Here is a 15,652-nt window from a genome sequence, read left to right as displayed (position 1 = left end):
CGTCCACCTGACCAGGGACCGCCAGCAATTTCAACTAAAATACGATGTTCAATTAAATGAAAATCAAAACGCCAATGCTTTGTTGATTTAAACTGGAATTTCTTTTCGTATTTAATTTCCAGATTGTCTAAAGCTTCAGTAAATTCTTCCTCTGCCTCTAAGTACTTTTGAGTAGCTTTAGGTAGCGGTCTGGATTTAGGCTTGGTTTTAGGTTCTTTTTTCCGAGTAAGCCAAAAGTATTCTGTAGAATCCATTATTCTCACCCATAAAAAAACCGCCCTAAGGCGGTGGCTAAACTCACAGGCAATATAGTATTACTTCTTAAAAGTTGCCTTATAAAGCTTTGAATTAAAGTAATCCGTAATTTCTTTACCTTCGGTTTGAATTTTTTCCTCATTTAAAGGTAAAAAATCTAATTCAGATTTCAAGCCCATATACTCTGGAATAAATTTCTTTATAGGCGGAGGTGGTTTAGGTCCACCTTCTGTGATTTTTTCGATAAATCCAGCTAACCATAAAATATACTCACCTTCTGAATTATGAGGAGGAATCAAACTCACATCTATTTTTACTTTACATTCATCTAAGTGTTTACTAAACAATTCAACAAAATCAATAAAATTATATTTTAATTTAAATTCTGTTCCCTCAATTTCTCTGCGTATACATGTCATAAGTAAGTTCATATTTTCAATACAGTCATGTGAAAACAATTCCTCATCTTTAATTTTGTTATAAATATTTTCCGCAAACATGAGACACTGTGGCATTTCAGCAGCTCCTCATTTTTATAAAGTATTTTTCTTAAGGTAGTCCTATTATAACAATGTTGCAACAAGAAATTTTCCATTTTTAGTTTAAGGAAATTTTAAAAATTATAAAAACGATTATATTCAATAAATTAGTACGAATAAAAGCTATGGAAGTTTGATTTTTCTATTGAGCTTTAAAATGGATTATTGTGTTTAAATTATCAATTTAAAAAGCTTGCCTAGTAGGCAAGCTCCCCCTTTTTTGATATTTGCGCTGATCAATAAGGTTTAGTGTTACTTAAAGCAACACACTGATAATACAGAAATAATTAAAAATAAAAAAGCCCACTTCCTATTTTTATTCAGAAATGGACTTAGCGAAAAAAACGCTTAAACATGAAATAGGAAATATCTATTCGGAAATATTTCCAACTTCATATTGGCATAATATTTAAGCACTAGCAATAGGGATTGAATTAAAAATATCAAATATTCATATTTAAATAGATAAAGATTTCTTTTTTTAAATGGTTTTATTTTTAGTCTATATAATTTTTTTACTTATCAAGACTTATAAAGAATATGTGCCCATCAATAGGTAATACTTAATAAGGTCTTATGTGTAGTAACCATTAGGCTCTAGAGAGTAAGAACTCAAACTGACTAAAAATAAAAAATAATTAATTTTCAATATTAATGATCATATACTGCAAAGTTATGTATATTCCAACTTCTCCATTGTTGAGTGCCTCATATAAGTCTTCATCAACGAAATCTCCAGATTCATCATATAGCCATTTATGAATTTGAATAATTTGTATATTCCCTTTTTTGTCTATTCTTGCTATTGGGTCTATTACGGACCGAACTATCACCTTCTTCTTCGTCTTAACATCGAGCAATGTGATAATTGTCATTTTAAAATCCTTATAAATATCCTGTATAACAACTACTCTCAATCAATAAAGATTTTTATATTTAAATTACTTAAATAGCAATCTTTTCAATCTAAAAAATAAATAAAAAACACTTCAATAGTATGTGCCTATTAGAAAAGATACCTTAAATATTCTACTAGCAATAAAAAACCGCTTTAAGGGTGGTTCATCTAAAATTCACAGGTACTTAATGAAGATTTTTTTCTGTCTTTGCATCTTTCTGGGCTCACAAATTTTTCCAATAAAGTTAGTTAACCACAAAATACTTTCTTCACGATCTTCAAAATGAGGTATAAGACTTAAATCTACTTTTATCTTGCGATCAGCTAAAGGCAAACTTAAACAATGTTCAAAGTCTATTGAGCTGTACTTCAATTTGAGTCTTTTTTCTGCAGCTTGATTCTTTATCTCAGCCATAATGCGATTTAGATTAACAATCAAATTATTTGAAATTTTATTATTTTCATATACCCGTTCGTAAACTGTCTCAGCTACATCAATGTAATTTATTAGCTCTACATTCTTATTCATGACATTTGTACTCCGTTTTTTATAATTATCCGTCTAAAATAATGTTTATTTGAGTTACTAAATTCATCACGTACGTAAATATTGTTAAAGTTTTATCACTTATTTTTAATTTAAATATTTGAATTTATTTAATAATTTTATAATTTACTAATATTTATATACATCTTTGTTCTTAACACCCCTTTTTTTCTATCACTTGCCCATTGAGTTCACCACCCACACAGATATTCATTATAAGTACCAGTTTTTAATCAGACTGGACTATAGCACGAAAGACAACCGCCCGAAAAAGGAAGAAAATTTCTTAAACTATTTAGATAGCATATATGTCTGATTTTACTTGATCCCATAAATCAAGTATTTCATCTCTCATTTCGATTGGTTGTTTTCCAGAAATTATATAAAACGTTTTCACTTCTCCTTGGAAGCTTACTTGGGTTCTAAAGTATGACTCTGTTGGCCTTTGCATACCTGTTCTTGGTCCATACTGCTTTGGAATACTTTCTAACTTCAAATCTGACTCGTCTTTCGACAAGAATTGTCCATGATGGCGACCACCAATAAATAAAGTCATACTTTCACCTAAAAATAATTAATATTTACCAACATACTAAACATAAAATAAAAAATCAAATTATTTTTATTTTTCAAATACTTAGTTCTCAATAGTAAATTATTTACTACCGAGAACTAAATCATCAAATTAATTAAAGAAAAAACCCCGCCAATAACTAGTATGTAGCGGGGCCATTTGCGCCGTAATACGTCCGGCAAACGATAAAACTAGTTTTTAGGTGATCTAATGATATTTAGAACTTTCTCAGACATATCATGTAAGTCAGATCCAATTGGCAGCCAAAAATGATAGTTAATGTTGTCGCGGTTAAAAACTTGCTTGTAGTACTCAGTTTTAAAAGATGGGTCGATATCAGAAGCTTTTAGTAATCTGCCTTCTTTCTCTATCTTTTGCCCATCTAGTTCACCACCAACACAGATATTCATTTTAAGTACCAAATTCTAATTAGACTGGACTATAGCATAAATATAAACATGCTTAAGTGGGCATTCTTAAACGCTTAACATTTAGACAAGCATTCAATTTAGATGATTTATAATGTAACGACCATGTATTTAGGATGAAGACAGCTAATGTGTGGTGTAAATCTAACCATTAAATCAAAGGAACATTACTTAATGCAAAGAAAAGGGGCGCTTTTAACGATTGTACTGGTGGCGCTTGGTGCCCACCACCAGTACAACACAATATCAACTCTACAATTAATTAATATGGAGGTGACACAAACAAATAACTATCATTTCTAATAGAATTTCAGGTGGCGATGTTTGGCGACGAGCCACCTGATTTAATTTTAAATCATAATTGAAATCTAGCAAGTATAAAAACAAAAAGCCCATCAAACGATGAGCTTTAGATCAGTGAATTACTTATACTTCGTCCACTATATCAAAAATATGCCATAAAGCGTCTAGACAGTCAACAAGTCTAAATTATGCTTTTCTACTAATTGAGAAGCTTTTAAACGTTCAACGATTTTAATCATTAGATCATTGGCAGTTATAACGTCGATTCCTTCAAATGCTTTTAGTGTTAATTGCAATTTATTATTAATTACATTTGTAATTATTGATATTTTACCAAAATAATCAGGGTAGTATTTCAAAGTTTCATTAACTTTCTCCCGACTAACGCCTTCATATAGTTTTACAGTGTATGTTTTCATTTGAACCTCCATTTTGTCTTAATCTTTTATCATGACCTAATAAATAAAATCTAGCGCAACTCACCATAATTGCGACCTGAGCTTTAGATTGGTTTGTTTCTTGAGCAACCTTCAACAATCCTTTATTTTCAACCTTATTTTTAATTAAACAAATTAATGCAAACTTAGTTGTAAAATCTGTTTTATCAGAATTTAATAGACTTCGTAAAAGTGCTTGAATTTGATCCGCCTCATAATCACTGATCTCACATCGAATATAAGATTTACTTTTTTGTACTTCTTTGCCAGCTTCACGCATCAACCAGTAAATTTGATTGATATGAAGCCCATCTGGCAAATCACCCCCTTTCATTCTAACTGTTTCACACCATGCGCCAAACTGCTCTAACCAACCGTCAATAGTATATTTAGACCAATCCATTTGTTGTGTTTTTAAAACTGCACTCATTTTTCACCTACCAATTGCTCAATTTGTTTAATCGCCACGCCTGCTTTCACTTGCTCTGTGCTGAACCGTAAAACTGTAAAACCCATCATTGCTGCGGAGTTGTATTTCTCCATATCCCCTATATAGCCTTTGCCCCTTGTATGACGGCCTCCACTCCAGATACCACCTTCCACCTCAATCAAAATCTTTGTACCCGTTATTAAAAAATCTGCTCTCCATTTACGTGTTGGATGGAATTTATATTCCTGTTCAAAACCAATCTTGCACGCTCTTAAATGCGTTGCCAGTACCATTTCACCCACACTTGGTTGTCTGGCAACTTGCTTTGCTGAACGCCGCTTTTTATTTTTCTTTATCGGAAATAACTTGCGGTATTCAGCAATGCTGACTGATGACATCAAGCACCACCTTTCAGCAAATGGTCCAATTGATTAGCAAAGCAGTTATAAACTCGCGCTTTATCCTGATCACCTAAAAGGCTGGATGAATGAGCATCTTGTTTATACTTCTGAGCCAGTTTTTCAATTGACTCCCTTAGTTCAACCAGAGTGCTTTGCTTTTTACCGCTGAGTGGTTCAATTGAGCGCGATACGTGGTCAGCCATTTCTTTTTCCATATGATCGAAGTAACTTTGACGTGCTAAATCTCTCGACTTGATTAGCTCTGGTGAAATAAGCTTTTCCATTTCACGGCGTTGCGCTTCAATCCATTTACTGTCCATTATTTAAGCCCTCTACATTTAAAATCGCGCTCTGCAATTCATTCATCTTTTGAGTTATCAAAGCGCCTGTTCTTGGATACTTATTTCTTAATCCTCCATTCAGCATGAAATAACGCCTCATGTAAGCCTTTGCTTCTGGAAGACCACCATACGAATTAATTAATTGCTCAGCTTCACAGTGGTTGCATTTATGCATTTTCACTATCCCCGTATATTGATTCGTAATCGCGGATGTATCGCTTTAAATCTTTTATGTGCTTGTCTCTTTTGAATGGAGCTTCAAAGTAAAGCTTCTTGCATCTTTCAATGCCGCCCCATCTGCTTACATAACCCAAAGACTCCACCAGACGCTTGAGTTCAGAAAGGTCTACAAAATACTTTTCTCGATCAGCCTTGCTAATCTCTACACTTTGACCACATTGGAACTCGAAACCTTCATTCCATTCAGTTGCGTTAGAAGGTGCTGAATCTACGATTTCCTTCGCGTATTGCAGTCCTTTATCTCTAATCAATTTAGATGCTTTCATGCATTCGCCCCTTCAATTAACTTAAGAATATTTCTAGGAATTGGCATACCTTCACGATGGCACATCTCTGCGTATTCGTGCGGATTGTCAAAAGGATCTGGACCTAGCTCTTGTTTGAGTTCTGGCTCTTTTTCCTTAGCCTTAAGCTTTTGTACTGGTGCAGGTTTACGACCATTGATTTTTAAACGTTCCATCAATGATTTGAGATGCTTTTGTGCTTCGTCATTTGAAACTGGTATATGCACTTTTTGCTCATTTTTCTGAGCTAATAAAATTGGTTCTTGGTACCAAGCTTGAACTTTTCCTTTTAACTGAGCTTCCGCTTTGTACTCGTCATATACCTTGATAAATTCCATTTTGGCTTTGTACATTTCGCCGTCTTGAATAAGCGAATAAACTTGATCAAGTACAAATTTGGCTAATGTAGTAATTTCTTGGTTTTGCTCACGCCCATCAGGCAATCTCACTTTCTTGTGCTGAGTGATTTGGGTGTATTCACAAGCCTTAACCCAAGCCTTCTCAGCGCTCCACCAATCATCACCCATGCACATAGCACGGAATTCAGCGAAGTTAGGCATGTATGTATTTGTACTTGCGTAAAATAGCGCTAAGCCTCTTTGAAGTTGGTTAGGTGTAACCCCAACCAATGCTTTAGCAAGCTGCTGTTCAACGATTTGCATTGGAACGGCATTTTTCCCCTCTACTGGAAAATTCTTATTGAACTGAACAGCGTATTTAGTTCTGTAAGCCGCAATTAGTTCTTTTAAAAAACTTTCAAATGGTGCTAATTCATTCATGATTAATAGCCTCCGATATATTGCTGGTCAGGGGTAACATCAATCACGTTTGAACGGTTGCTCTCAGCGTACATCTGAGTGAAATAACCCGGTTCTTCAGGAACGTTATGAGATTGTGGGTTTTCCTGAATTTGATTTTGGCGAGGTTCAAATACACCCTGATAATTTCCGATAATTGAGTTTTCCAGTGATTGGTTAGCCAAAGGTCCAAACGAGATAAGTTTTTTAAGGATTAGCTTTACTGCGTTTTCAGAAAGTGGTTTTTTGATGCTGATACGCATATCAACAAAATTGTTCCACAGCTCTGGATCTACACATGCTGGCAGTTCAACTGAACGTGGATTAAATTCATTTGGTTTTTCTGTTTTAGGTTTTTCAGAAACAGACTCTCTTTTTTTATTTATTTTTTTATTACTTTGAGAGTTGTTTTTGATAGTGATACTTTGTGTGTTAAAAATTTTTACTAGTAGCGGTAAAAAATTTTTACTAGTGTAGTTAAAATTTTTAACTAGCAGTGGTAAAGAATTTTTACTAGTCTGTCCATAAATTTCAGGTAGTAAAAATTTTTTACTAGGGAATTTAAGCACTAAACCAACGCTAGTATCGTTACCTAATTTGAATGTATTTCCATGAATTGTGCTTGGTTGTTCCACGACTAAACCGACCTTGATAAGCTCATTAAGGCACTTAACAACAGTCGGTCTACTCTTCCCTGTAATCTCTTCAAATTGAGATAAAGAGATGGAATCCATCTCCTTATTCCAACCGCGAGTTTTACGGCAAATAACCAAGTAAATTTTGCATGCAGCATCAGAGATTTTATTTAAAACCTCATCAACAAATGCATTAGGTACTTGAAATGAATTTGGTACAAAATTACTCATGTGATTTTGTCTCCAATTTGACAAGGCCACGCATTTCCAACTGACGAATAATTCTTGGAGGAATAAATTCGTTGTTGATTTTGTAGCGAATGCGCGACTTTTCTTTCACCTGAATTAGCTTGTGCCCATCCTCCATAAGACGGCGAACTGCTATAGCCTGCCCCCATATGAGTTAATTCTTCAAGTTGATAAAATCTTTCCTGAGCCTCAATTGCGGCATTCATAACTGAAAGTGGCATAGCTGCTAATTCTTTAGCCGAATAGATCTTTACTGGTTGTTCCAGTGGAATTACCACCTCTAGCGGTGTGGTGGAAACGGAAATATCCTGTTTTCTTTTTGCTGCATATCTCACTTTTCACCATCCTTTGGCTTAACATAGCCTCCAAAAGAATCAACCAAACACGCCTTGGTTAAGCTGGTTACAATCTGCTGTGCTAACCACTGCGTTATGCGAAATTGACGAGCCATAGCCTCTGAAAATTCAACTTTGGTTACCGCTGCATTATTTTCGTCATAACCTTTGTTGCGTAAATTTTGCTTTTTCACCTCAAACAGGTGCCCAAGTACTCGCAATGCAGGTTCATAAAAAGATTGGATTTCACTTTGCTGACGAGAAACTTTGATTTGCTGTGTAAAGCTGTTCATGACACCTCCGCTAATGCTTGCTCAGCGCTTGTTAGTCGGCGTTTGGCGTTAAGTTCAGCAACTGTTGCTGTTCGTATTTCTTTTGATGAAACCAGAAACAAATGATTTTGTGATTTGATAGTCCATAAACTAGTCAGGGTTTTATTTTTGACTTCAAACAAATCATTTGATTTAAAACTTCGACACTCTTTAGTAAGTACTACAACGTCACCCACTAAAAATTCTGGCTGGTTGCGTTCGGTTGTTTGATTTGATAAATTAGTTTTATTCATTTGATTCATCTCGACTGAATGCCTATAAACCACTCCTGTTTGCGCAGGTAGTGGTTTTTTAATATCCAAGTTTTTCCTTTTGACCACTGATTTCGTCATGAAATAGGTCATCAACTGTTTCTATACGGTTCATCCAACTTTTAGACATGACTAAAAGTGCAGCAACACGTTCCTTATCAATGCTCTGGTAATCTTTAGGAACGACTTTTAATCCAAGCAAACTCAATAGCTCGCAAAACATTTCAATCTCATTCAAACCATTGTTTTTCTTGTCTGTTTTAAGCCGAGTAATAGTGCTTGGATCAACCTTTAAATGTTCAGCAATCTCTTTTTGATTGCTTATATCAAGGCCATGCAATATGCGGGATACGCCATTTCTGGCACTTGCAGAAATATCAACTGATAATTTGCTCATCTTGTTACCTAAGCCACTTGTTTGGTTTTGCAATGCTTTTTCCAAAGCTTTTGTAATTTGGTTGCAATTTCATGCGATAAGCGTTTACCACATACCCCGCGCTCTAAATCACTAACGTAATTCTGTGAGCACCCGATCTCGGTACCAATTTGAGTTTGTGTTAAGCCCTTTTCACGCAAATCTGAAATCATGTTTGGCCATTGATTCATGCGAAGCTCCTATATTTTTAGGTGAATATATAGGTTTTCCGATATTTTAACAATAGCCAAAGCGATACTAATTTGTATCAGAATTCCGATATACGTATTTAAGGAAATACATATGGCTACTTTGGGTGAAAACTTAAAAGCAATACGAAAAGCAAAAAAGATGACTCAAAAAGAGTTAGCTCAGAAATCTGGTGTAAAACAATCTGTAATTTCTGATCTTGAAACAGGAAATGCCAAGTCGACAGGTTCAATACTTGAATTAGCAAATGCCCTTGGGGTTACAGCTGAAGAATTAAAAAAAGGTGTAGTTGGGGAACTTATTACCACCAACGTTGTGCCAGTTCAAGCTCGAATGGCACCCGTTTTATCTTGGGTACAAGCAGGTAATTTTACTAATGTTGAATCAGTAGATATGTCTCAAGTTACGGAATGGTTCCCTCTCCCAGATGATTGCGAAAAATGTTTTTATTTAAAAGTACGTGGCGTAAGTAATGAACCCGATTTTGTAGAAGGTGATTATATTGTTGTAGATCCGACAGTATATTATTCAGATATGCAATCTGGAGATATCATTGTCGTCCGTAAAGACAAAGATGCTACTTTCAAAAAACTGGTTATTGAATCTGATGGAACAAGGTATCTAAAAGCGATTAACCCAAATTTTCATCCCAATATCATTCCAATTGACGAAGATTGCTATTTTATTGGTCAAGTAATAGATTCATTGAGATATACATACCGTGGAAAACGAAGAGTAAGAAAGAGTTAAGATGAAAGTTTTTAAAATAATTTTGTTATTGCCAGTCTTAGTTTTAACTGGATGTTCAGACACTATTAGCCGAGCTGAACATGATGCTATCGTGTATGAGAAAGATCAGAAAATTGCTGAATTAGAAGAGCATATTGCTGAGTTAGAAGCTAAACTAGAGGAAGTAAACAATCAATTTGAGCGCTTTGAAAATGAAAATTGGCGTGACGTCGTTCCAGATGTGGATAATGCTCTTGATGACTTAAATAGTGAAGTTGAAAATAATCCTTCATCAAACTACTAACAGTGCTAGACCATAAATATCAATTAAATAATTTTAATTAATCCCCCCTTGTTAAAGTGATTTTTGTGTTTCAAAAGATCAATATCGGAATACCAGTAAAAATATCGGAATAACTATTGACTACAAATATCGGAAATGCGATATTTGTCTCGTAGACAACAAAAAAGCACACCGCCCCTCCCCAGGTCCGATGTGCTTTTGCAAAACTGCGAGATCAATTATGAACGTAAAAGTTAACTCATTCAACTCATTTGCATTTGTCAGCATGGCTGCTCTTGCAATCTCTGGTGGTTCTTTAGTTGCTTGCCAATTGCAACCAGCTTTCCAAACAAAAGAAGCTCCTTCTCTATTTACCCCTAAGACTCAACCAAGTACTTACGGTGTTTTAACCGCAAAAATCACAGGTAAACATTCTGGCGTTGCCGTCATCAAATTAGATAGCTTCCGTTTAAATGTGAGCTTTGATTTTGAAGCCCATCCTGACAGCTACGGCGTTCCGGGTTCTGAATTCACCACTGTTGATATTACTCAACTCACAGTAAATGAAATCACTGACATTAACGGTAAGTCATATAACGATTTCACCGAATTTGAAGACATCCGAAACATCAATGGCCTTCTAAAAGGTTTCATCGAACGTAACAAGTTGTTGGAGGCTTAAAGATGACTAATTTCAAAAAACACCCAGACGGCTACAAGTCATTTTTAGGCCGTGATGATAAGGGCCTCTACTCTGTTCGCATTGGCTGGCAAGTGTACGCATCTAATGCTAATGGCTCAGTTCTTTACAAAGTTAAGGGTGAAGTTAAGACACCTTTGGAAGTTGAAAAGTTCAAAACCGACTATCCAAAAGTTTGGAATGAACTAACCCAAGAAATCGATTTTCAACGTCGAAAGCAGCTCGCAATAAAGCTACGGGAAACAAACATCCCGACTTATGACCGCAAAAACTATAAGCGTTCTCGCGGCTTCACTGGCTCAAGATAAGGATAAGAAAAATGGCGTTGCCGATTATTACTGCTGACCAAACTTTATTGGTTCAAGCAATTATTGTGTACCTATACGCTGATCCGGGTTTAGGTAAATCATCGATGGGCTTTACTGCGGAAAAAGCAATTTCTTTTGACTTTGACCGTGGTGCTCACCGTACTGGTGAATTACGTCGTGGTGCGGTTGTTCAGGTTCAACAATGGAGTGATGTTGCAAACCTTACTCCGCAGGACTTAGCACCATATAAAACCGTAGTGATTGATACCGTGGGTGCAATGCTTGAATGCATTAAAACCCACCTGTTACTTACGGCAAATAACCGTCAAAAAGATGGTTCTTTAAAGTTAAAGGCTCAAGGTTTAGCGAACCAAACGTTCAAGCAATACATCAATACTTTGATCAGTTTAGGTAAAGATGTTGTTTTCATTGCACACGCATCAGAAGATCAAAACGGTGATCAAATTATTTACCGACCAGATCTGGGTGGTAAAAACCGTAACGAGCTTTACCGTATCGCAGATGTTATGGGTTATCTAACAACTGTTACTACTGGTGAAGGTAAAAATGCCCGCGTTATTAATTTCAAACCTTCGCCTACACATCATGCGAAAAACTCAGGTGCATTAGGCGGTGAAACTGGTGAAGTGTGGGTACCAGATCTCAAAACACATCCAACTTTCTTGGCCGACCTGATTACTCAAGCTAAAGACCACATTAACACCTTAACGCCTGCACAACTTGTAGCAGCTAAAGCCCAAGAAGAGCTAGAAAACTGGAAACAAAGCTGTGAAGAAGCTGAGCATGCAGGCGATTTAAATCAATTAACTGAGTCGCTTGATAAAGAGCACATGTATTACCAGAACATGCGCCAAGCAATGTTAATGAGAGCTAAAGCATTGAATTGCACGTTTGATAAGCAACGTGGCACTTGGATTAGTCCACCTGAATTTAACGGTATCTCAGATCAACAAAGAGATGAACTTCAAAACTTCATAGCTGAACGCGGCCTAGACGTGAAAACAGTTTGTGAACACTTCGGCATAGATGCCCTTATCCAAATTGAAGCAGCAAAACTGCCAGCAGTTAAACAAGAAATTGAAATATTGTCTAAAACAGGTATTAGAGCATGAAAAATTATTTACTGGAGGAACCTTTCTGATGTCGAAACAAACTACTCCAGATTTTCTATTCGAACCAAAGCTGCTACCAATGCAGCTTTTCGAGAAGTTCATTGTGTTCAACGTAAATGCCGGGTATCGCGGGAAAGGTACACCGCTCGGCGTGAACTTGATTAAAGGTAATAAAGCCACCCTTTCAGTAAGCAACGAAGGTGTGATGAACAAAGCAGCTCAAGAGCGATACAAACTAATGCTTTTGAAATATTTCAAAGAAGGTCGCTCTGCAATGGATGAGCTGGACCATGAAGTTAAACGTATTTATAGAATGGTGGCCTAAATGATTGATCTAAAACAAGAACTTGAAGATTTTGATGCTTATTTTTTTAAAAGACATGGTGAATTGCCCTTAGATCCTTCCTCTGAGGAATACGCCAATAAATCATATCTAAAACACGAGATGTTTAAGGCATGGAAAGCAAGAGCTAAAGCTCAGGCGGTGCCGGAGACTCATCTATTAATTCCAAAGGAACCAAATCGCAAAACTATAATGGCAATGGCTTGTGTCTGCTTAGGGGCTGTTGGTTCAGGTCCAGAGTTCCTTACTCTTAAAGAAGCTAAAGATGTTTACAGTGCACTAGTTGAAAAAGAATCGGGAGCTGAAGGATGAGTGAATCAACTTTATGGGCGGTTGCAATGCGACCTGAAGGTTACAGCCCTTTTAGACAAACACCAGCAGCTTCTAAAGAGATAGCTGAGAGAGCTGTTGAGCGTTATAGAAAAATGCATGAAAAGGAAGGCAACAACTTTTTCTTAGAAATCTTCGATGATGTTATTAAAGTTCAGAAATGGCACGGTTCCCGCAAAGATCATATTAAAAATCTATTTTATGTAGAGAGTTGGTTTAGTGAACCTATGTACCAATGCTTTGATTTGAAGACAGCTGAACGTGTTTTTAAATTTGATGAAATAGTAATTTGCTACAAGAAAGGTTCTGCCCCTCTTGTAACCAAAAGCTTTGATGAAGCAAAACTATTTTATGGATCTAGTGAGACGGGTTTTAAATATCAGATCCAACCAATAGAACCACCTGAAAACCTTTTCAATTGGTTTCATCCAGATATTGAATTGTTTGACACCATTGAAGAAGGAGCAGAAGCCTATACAAGAGAACAGTGGGCACAACTTCAGATGAATCTTAGAGTTGAAATTGAAACTCAACTATTAGATTACGATGAAATACCAAATATACCGGAAGATGCAGTAGTTTGGCCCAACTGGAAGCCAGAACCGCCAGAACAAGGACTCTTTTTAATTGCAGCATTTGATTCAGAAGACGGCCCTGTACTTTGGTGGGCAAATCCTAAAGCGGAAAGTAAGGAGGGGTAAGGTGGATAAATATCTGACATCTAACAATGTGTGTGAGATGTTTCATATTACTAAACGCACACTTAATCGGTGGGAAATTAACACTCCTTGGGGTATTCCCTTCCCAGCCCCAGCTTTAAGTTCTGAAGGCGGGACAATGAAAAGATACCTCGCTACTGATGTAATGAAGTGGGAGGAAGAATGCCAGCAAAAGAAGCAACTAAAAAAAGCTATATAAGTTGTACCGAAGCTAACAATCAGCAAACTTGATGAAATTAGTCCAGATCAATGATTGTTAGCATATTTACGTTACTATATACTGTCCGCCGAATCACGGCTTGCTAGATAAACTCAGCAATTTCATTTATGTACATAATGGTGTACATATAATGAAACCAAGGAAGCAAGAATATACTTTTCCCGTTTAATTATAAGGGTTTAGGCGATATGGCATTAATCGTTCAAAAATATGGCGGTACTTCTATGGGTACCCCCGAGCGCATTTTAAATGTTGCTCGTCGTGTGAAGCGTTGGCATGATCACGGTCACAAGGTTGTTGTGGTCGTATCTGCAATGAGTGGTGAAACAAACCGCTTACTTGCTCTCGCTAAAGCCATTACCGAAACACCTGACCCACGTGAGTTAGACCAAATGGTTTCAACCGGTGAACAGGTGACGATTTCCATGTTAGCTATGGCACTTAATTCGATTGGTGTGGAAGCTAAATCCTATACCGGACGTCAAGTCGGTATTAAAACTGACAGTGCATTTACCAAGGCGCGTATCGAGTCTATTGATACAGATGTCATGACCAATGACCTAGATGCAGGCCGTGTTATTGTGGTTGCTGGTTTCCAAGGCTTTGATGCTAATGGAAATACTACAACACTAGGTCGAGGTGGTTCAGATACTTCTGGTGTTGCTCTTGCTGCTGCTTTAAAAGCTGACGAATGCCAGATTTACACTGATGTAGATGGTGTTTACACCACTGACCCTCGCGTTGCTCCTAAAGCCAAAAAAATCGACCGTATTTCTTTTGAAGAAATGCTAGAAATGGCATCATTAGGTTCTAAAGTTTTACAAATTCGCTCAGTAGAGTTTGCCGGGAAATATCAAGTTCCTTTACGTGTATTATCAAGCTTTGATAATGACGACGACGGCGTTTTTGACGACGAATTTAAAGAAAATGTTGGTACACTCATTACTACTGAGGCAGAAGATACTATGGAACAGCCAATTATTGCAGGTATTGCTTTTAACCGTGACGAAGCAAAATTAACGATTTTAGGTGTACCTGATGAACCAGGCATTGCTTCTAAAATCTTATCACCAGTAAGTGATGCCAATATCGAAGTCGATATGATAGTGCAAAATGTTGAAGAAGATGGCACAACAGATTTCACATTCACAGTAAACCGTGTTGATTTAGCGAAAGCTGAAAAAATCTTAAACGAAACTGCTAAAAATATTGGTGCACGTGAAGTTTCAACACGTGATGACATCGTTAAAGTGTCTATCGTTGGTGTAGGTATGCGTTCACACGCAGGTGTAGCGAGCAAAATGTTCACTGCCCTTGCTGATGAAGGTATTAACATTCTTATGATTTCAACTTCTGAAATTAAAGTTTCTGTGATTATCGACGAGAAATACCTTGAACTTGCTGTTCGCTGCTTACATACCGCTTTTGGTTTGGATCGTGAATATGGTGAAAGCAGCGCCCGCGCTTAATTTTACCAACCGGTCAAGAATTCATTAAAAAATGTTTACTTGTCCGACAATAATCAAAGAAAACACAGAGCCGCTATAGTTTTTTTTATAGCGGCTCTGTTATATTAAACGGAAAGTTTTTTGGCAGAGATTATCAAAATATGACTTTGTTCTCATATTTCTGTTAGAATCTGACTGAAAACTGAGGTTGAGCTTTTTATTTGGGTACCAATATTGCAGTTTTAAGCGTTTAGCAAGGAGATAAACATGCTGATTCTGACCCGCCGTGTCGGGGAAACATTAATGATTGGGGATCAAGTCAGTGTTACTGTGCTTGGCGTCAAAGGAAACCAGGTTCGTATTGGTGTGAATGCACCAAAAGAGGTTTCTGTTCATCGCGAAGAAATTTATCAACGTATTCAACATGAACGTGCAATGCATGAACACCTTCAACATCTTGATCAAGATTATCAAGTTTCTTATGAAGATGATAATTATGCACAGAAAAACTTCAATCGTTAGTATGAAGTTGTTCTCT

28 protein-coding genes and 2 pseudogenes are annotated in these 15,652 nt (G+C 36.6%); 11 read left to right on the top strand and 19 right to left on the bottom strand.

Features of this window, described 5'->3' with window-relative positions; translation table 11 throughout:
* From MKL33_RS17365 to MKL33_RS17275, 19 genes and pseudogenes are all read right to left on the bottom strand, one after another.
* Nucleotides 1–254 (bottom strand): annotated as a pseudogene (locus MKL33_RS17365) (hypothetical protein); the annotation flags it as partial.
* 60 nt (nucleotides 255–314) lie between these two features.
* A complete protein-coding gene (locus MKL33_RS17360) occupies nucleotides 315–770 on the bottom strand; it encodes a hypothetical protein (protein WP_270907426.1) in 456 nt (151 codons plus the stop codon).
* A 662-nt stretch (nucleotides 771–1,432) separates the two neighbouring features.
* Nucleotides 1,433–1,669: a hypothetical protein gene (locus MKL33_RS17355; RefSeq protein WP_000152665.1), complete on the bottom strand. Its 237-nt coding sequence runs from the start codon at nucleotides 1,667–1,669 to the stop codon at nucleotides 1,433–1,435.
* Nucleotides 1,670–1,867: 198 nt separating this feature from the next.
* The gene (locus tag MKL33_RS17350) at nucleotides 1,868–2,221 is read right to left on the bottom strand and encodes a hypothetical protein (protein WP_045544365.1); all 354 of its coding nucleotides are present in this window, start codon (nucleotides 2,219–2,221) and stop codon (nucleotides 1,868–1,870) included.
* Between the two features lie 313 nt (nucleotides 2,222–2,534).
* Complete coding sequence (locus MKL33_RS17345; RefSeq protein WP_000171851.1) at nucleotides 2,535–2,795, bottom strand: hypothetical protein; 261 nt, start codon at nucleotides 2,793–2,795, stop codon at nucleotides 2,535–2,537.
* A gap of 209 nt (nucleotides 2,796–3,004) precedes the next feature.
* Nucleotides 3,005–3,223 carry a hypothetical protein gene (locus MKL33_RS17340; RefSeq protein ID WP_001017700.1) on the bottom strand — a complete coding sequence of 73 codons (219 nt, stop codon included), beginning with the start codon at nucleotides 3,221–3,223 and terminating at the stop codon, nucleotides 3,005–3,007.
* A gap of 485 nt (nucleotides 3,224–3,708) precedes the next feature.
* Complete coding sequence (locus MKL33_RS17335) at nucleotides 3,709–3,963, bottom strand: hypothetical protein (protein WP_000861102.1); 255 nt, start codon at nucleotides 3,961–3,963, stop codon at nucleotides 3,709–3,711.
* Complete coding sequence (locus tag MKL33_RS17330; protein ID WP_001277128.1) at nucleotides 3,935–4,411, bottom strand: hypothetical protein; 477 nt, start codon at nucleotides 4,409–4,411, stop codon at nucleotides 3,935–3,937. Before MKL33_RS17330 ends, MKL33_RS17335 begins: the two co-directional genes overlap by 29 nt.
* On the bottom strand, nucleotides 4,408–4,809 hold the full coding sequence (locus MKL33_RS17325) for a DUF559 domain-containing protein (protein ID WP_031986102.1): 402 nt from the start codon (nucleotides 4,807–4,809) through the stop codon (nucleotides 4,408–4,410). The genes MKL33_RS17330 and MKL33_RS17325 overlap by 4 nt, the downstream gene beginning before the upstream one ends.
* Nucleotides 4,809–5,132, bottom strand: a complete 324-nt coding sequence (locus MKL33_RS17320) for a hypothetical protein (protein WP_000377622.1) — start codon at nucleotides 5,130–5,132, stop codon at nucleotides 4,809–4,811. Before MKL33_RS17320 ends, MKL33_RS17325 begins: the two co-directional genes overlap by 1 nt.
* Entirely contained in the window at nucleotides 5,122–5,328 is a 207-nt protein-coding gene (locus MKL33_RS17315; protein ID WP_000548556.1) for a hypothetical protein, read from the bottom strand. The genes MKL33_RS17320 and MKL33_RS17315 overlap by 11 nt, the downstream gene beginning before the upstream one ends.
* The gene (locus tag MKL33_RS17310) at nucleotides 5,321–5,659 is read right to left on the bottom strand and encodes a hypothetical protein (protein ID WP_000647823.1); all 339 of its coding nucleotides are present in this window, start codon (nucleotides 5,657–5,659) and stop codon (nucleotides 5,321–5,323) included. The genes MKL33_RS17315 and MKL33_RS17310 overlap by 8 nt, the downstream gene beginning before the upstream one ends.
* Nucleotides 5,656–6,456 (bottom strand): hypothetical protein, encoded by an 801-nt coding sequence (locus tag MKL33_RS17305; protein ID WP_270907425.1) that lies wholly within the window; start codon nucleotides 6,454–6,456, stop codon nucleotides 5,656–5,658. Before MKL33_RS17305 ends, MKL33_RS17310 begins: the two co-directional genes overlap by 4 nt.
* Before the next feature lie 2 nt (nucleotides 6,457–6,458).
* Nucleotides 6,459–7,340, bottom strand: a complete 882-nt coding sequence (locus MKL33_RS17300) for a replication protein (RefSeq protein WP_000064615.1) — start codon at nucleotides 7,338–7,340, stop codon at nucleotides 6,459–6,461.
* Nucleotides 7,333–7,693 (bottom strand): annotated as a pseudogene (locus MKL33_RS17295) (hypothetical protein). The gene MKL33_RS17300 and the pseudogene MKL33_RS17295 overlap by 8 nt, the downstream one beginning before the upstream one ends.
* A complete protein-coding gene (locus tag MKL33_RS17290; RefSeq protein ID WP_001084146.1) occupies nucleotides 7,690–7,986 on the bottom strand; it encodes a hypothetical protein in 297 nt (98 codons plus the stop codon). Before MKL33_RS17290 ends, MKL33_RS17295 begins: the two are co-directional and overlap by 4 nt.
* Nucleotides 7,983–8,267: a hypothetical protein gene (locus MKL33_RS17285; RefSeq protein WP_001072908.1), complete on the bottom strand. Its 285-nt coding sequence runs from the start codon at nucleotides 8,265–8,267 to the stop codon at nucleotides 7,983–7,985. Before MKL33_RS17285 ends, MKL33_RS17290 begins: the two co-directional genes overlap by 4 nt.
* A gap of 49 nt (nucleotides 8,268–8,316) precedes the next feature.
* Complete coding sequence (locus MKL33_RS17280; protein ID WP_000041061.1) at nucleotides 8,317–8,673, bottom strand: hypothetical protein; 357 nt, start codon at nucleotides 8,671–8,673, stop codon at nucleotides 8,317–8,319.
* A gap of 8 nt (nucleotides 8,674–8,681) precedes the next feature.
* Nucleotides 8,682–8,882, bottom strand: coding sequence for a helix-turn-helix domain-containing protein (locus tag MKL33_RS17275; RefSeq protein ID WP_001077691.1), 201 nt, complete (start codon nucleotides 8,880–8,882; stop codon nucleotides 8,682–8,684).
* Nucleotides 8,883–8,994: 112 nt separating this feature from the next.
* Between MKL33_RS17275 and MKL33_RS17270 the strand changes: the two genes are divergently transcribed.
* From MKL33_RS17270 to csrA, 11 genes are all read left to right on the top strand, one after another.
* Nucleotides 8,995–9,651 carry a LexA family protein gene (locus MKL33_RS17270; RefSeq protein ID WP_000212394.1) on the top strand — a complete coding sequence of 219 codons (657 nt, stop codon included), beginning with the start codon at nucleotides 8,995–8,997 and terminating at the stop codon, nucleotides 9,649–9,651.
* Between the two features lies 1 nt (nucleotide 9,652).
* Nucleotides 9,653–9,934, top strand: coding sequence for a hypothetical protein (locus MKL33_RS17265; RefSeq protein WP_000862387.1), 282 nt, complete (start codon nucleotides 9,653–9,655; stop codon nucleotides 9,932–9,934).
* 220 nt (nucleotides 9,935–10,154) lie between these two features.
* Nucleotides 10,155–10,595: a hypothetical protein gene (locus tag MKL33_RS17260; protein WP_270907424.1), complete on the top strand. Its 441-nt coding sequence runs from the start codon at nucleotides 10,155–10,157 to the stop codon at nucleotides 10,593–10,595.
* Between the two features lie 2 nt (nucleotides 10,596–10,597).
* On the top strand, nucleotides 10,598–10,921 hold the full coding sequence (locus MKL33_RS17255; RefSeq protein WP_270907423.1) for a hypothetical protein: 324 nt from the start codon (nucleotides 10,598–10,600) through the stop codon (nucleotides 10,919–10,921).
* Between the two features lie 11 nt (nucleotides 10,922–10,932).
* Nucleotides 10,933–12,054, top strand: a complete 1,122-nt coding sequence (locus MKL33_RS17250) for an ATP-binding protein (RefSeq protein WP_270907422.1) — start codon at nucleotides 10,933–10,935, stop codon at nucleotides 12,052–12,054.
* Nucleotides 12,055–12,082: 28 nt separating this feature from the next.
* Nucleotides 12,083–12,379, top strand: coding sequence for a hypothetical protein (locus tag MKL33_RS17245; protein ID WP_023188419.1), 297 nt, complete (start codon nucleotides 12,083–12,085; stop codon nucleotides 12,377–12,379).
* A complete protein-coding gene (locus tag MKL33_RS17240) occupies nucleotides 12,380–12,709 on the top strand; it encodes a hypothetical protein (protein WP_023188420.1) in 330 nt (109 codons plus the stop codon). It begins immediately after the preceding gene.
* Entirely contained in the window at nucleotides 12,706–13,428 is a 723-nt protein-coding gene (locus MKL33_RS17235; protein ID WP_270907421.1) for a hypothetical protein, read from the top strand. Before MKL33_RS17240 ends, MKL33_RS17235 begins: the two co-directional genes overlap by 4 nt.
* Nucleotide 13,429: 1 nt before the next feature.
* Nucleotides 13,430–13,645, top strand: coding sequence for a hypothetical protein (locus MKL33_RS17230; protein WP_000362184.1), 216 nt, complete (start codon nucleotides 13,430–13,432; stop codon nucleotides 13,643–13,645).
* Nucleotides 13,646–13,854: 209 nt separating this feature from the next.
* Nucleotides 13,855–15,135, top strand: coding sequence for an aspartate kinase (locus MKL33_RS17225; RefSeq protein ID WP_270907420.1), 1,281 nt, complete (start codon nucleotides 13,855–13,857; stop codon nucleotides 15,133–15,135).
* 246 nt (nucleotides 15,136–15,381) lie between these two features.
* Nucleotides 15,382–15,636, top strand: a complete 255-nt coding sequence (gene csrA, locus MKL33_RS17220) for a carbon storage regulator CsrA (RefSeq protein ID WP_000906487.1) — start codon at nucleotides 15,382–15,384, stop codon at nucleotides 15,634–15,636.
* Nucleotides 15,637–15,652 lie beyond the last annotated feature (16 nt).

The sequence above is a fragment of the Acinetobacter sp. AOR43_HL genome, from assembly GCF_027854635.1.
GTDB classification, from domain to species: domain Bacteria; phylum Pseudomonadota; class Gammaproteobacteria; order Pseudomonadales; family Moraxellaceae; genus Acinetobacter; species Acinetobacter pittii.
This window is presented reverse-complemented; position numbering and strand designations above follow the sequence as displayed.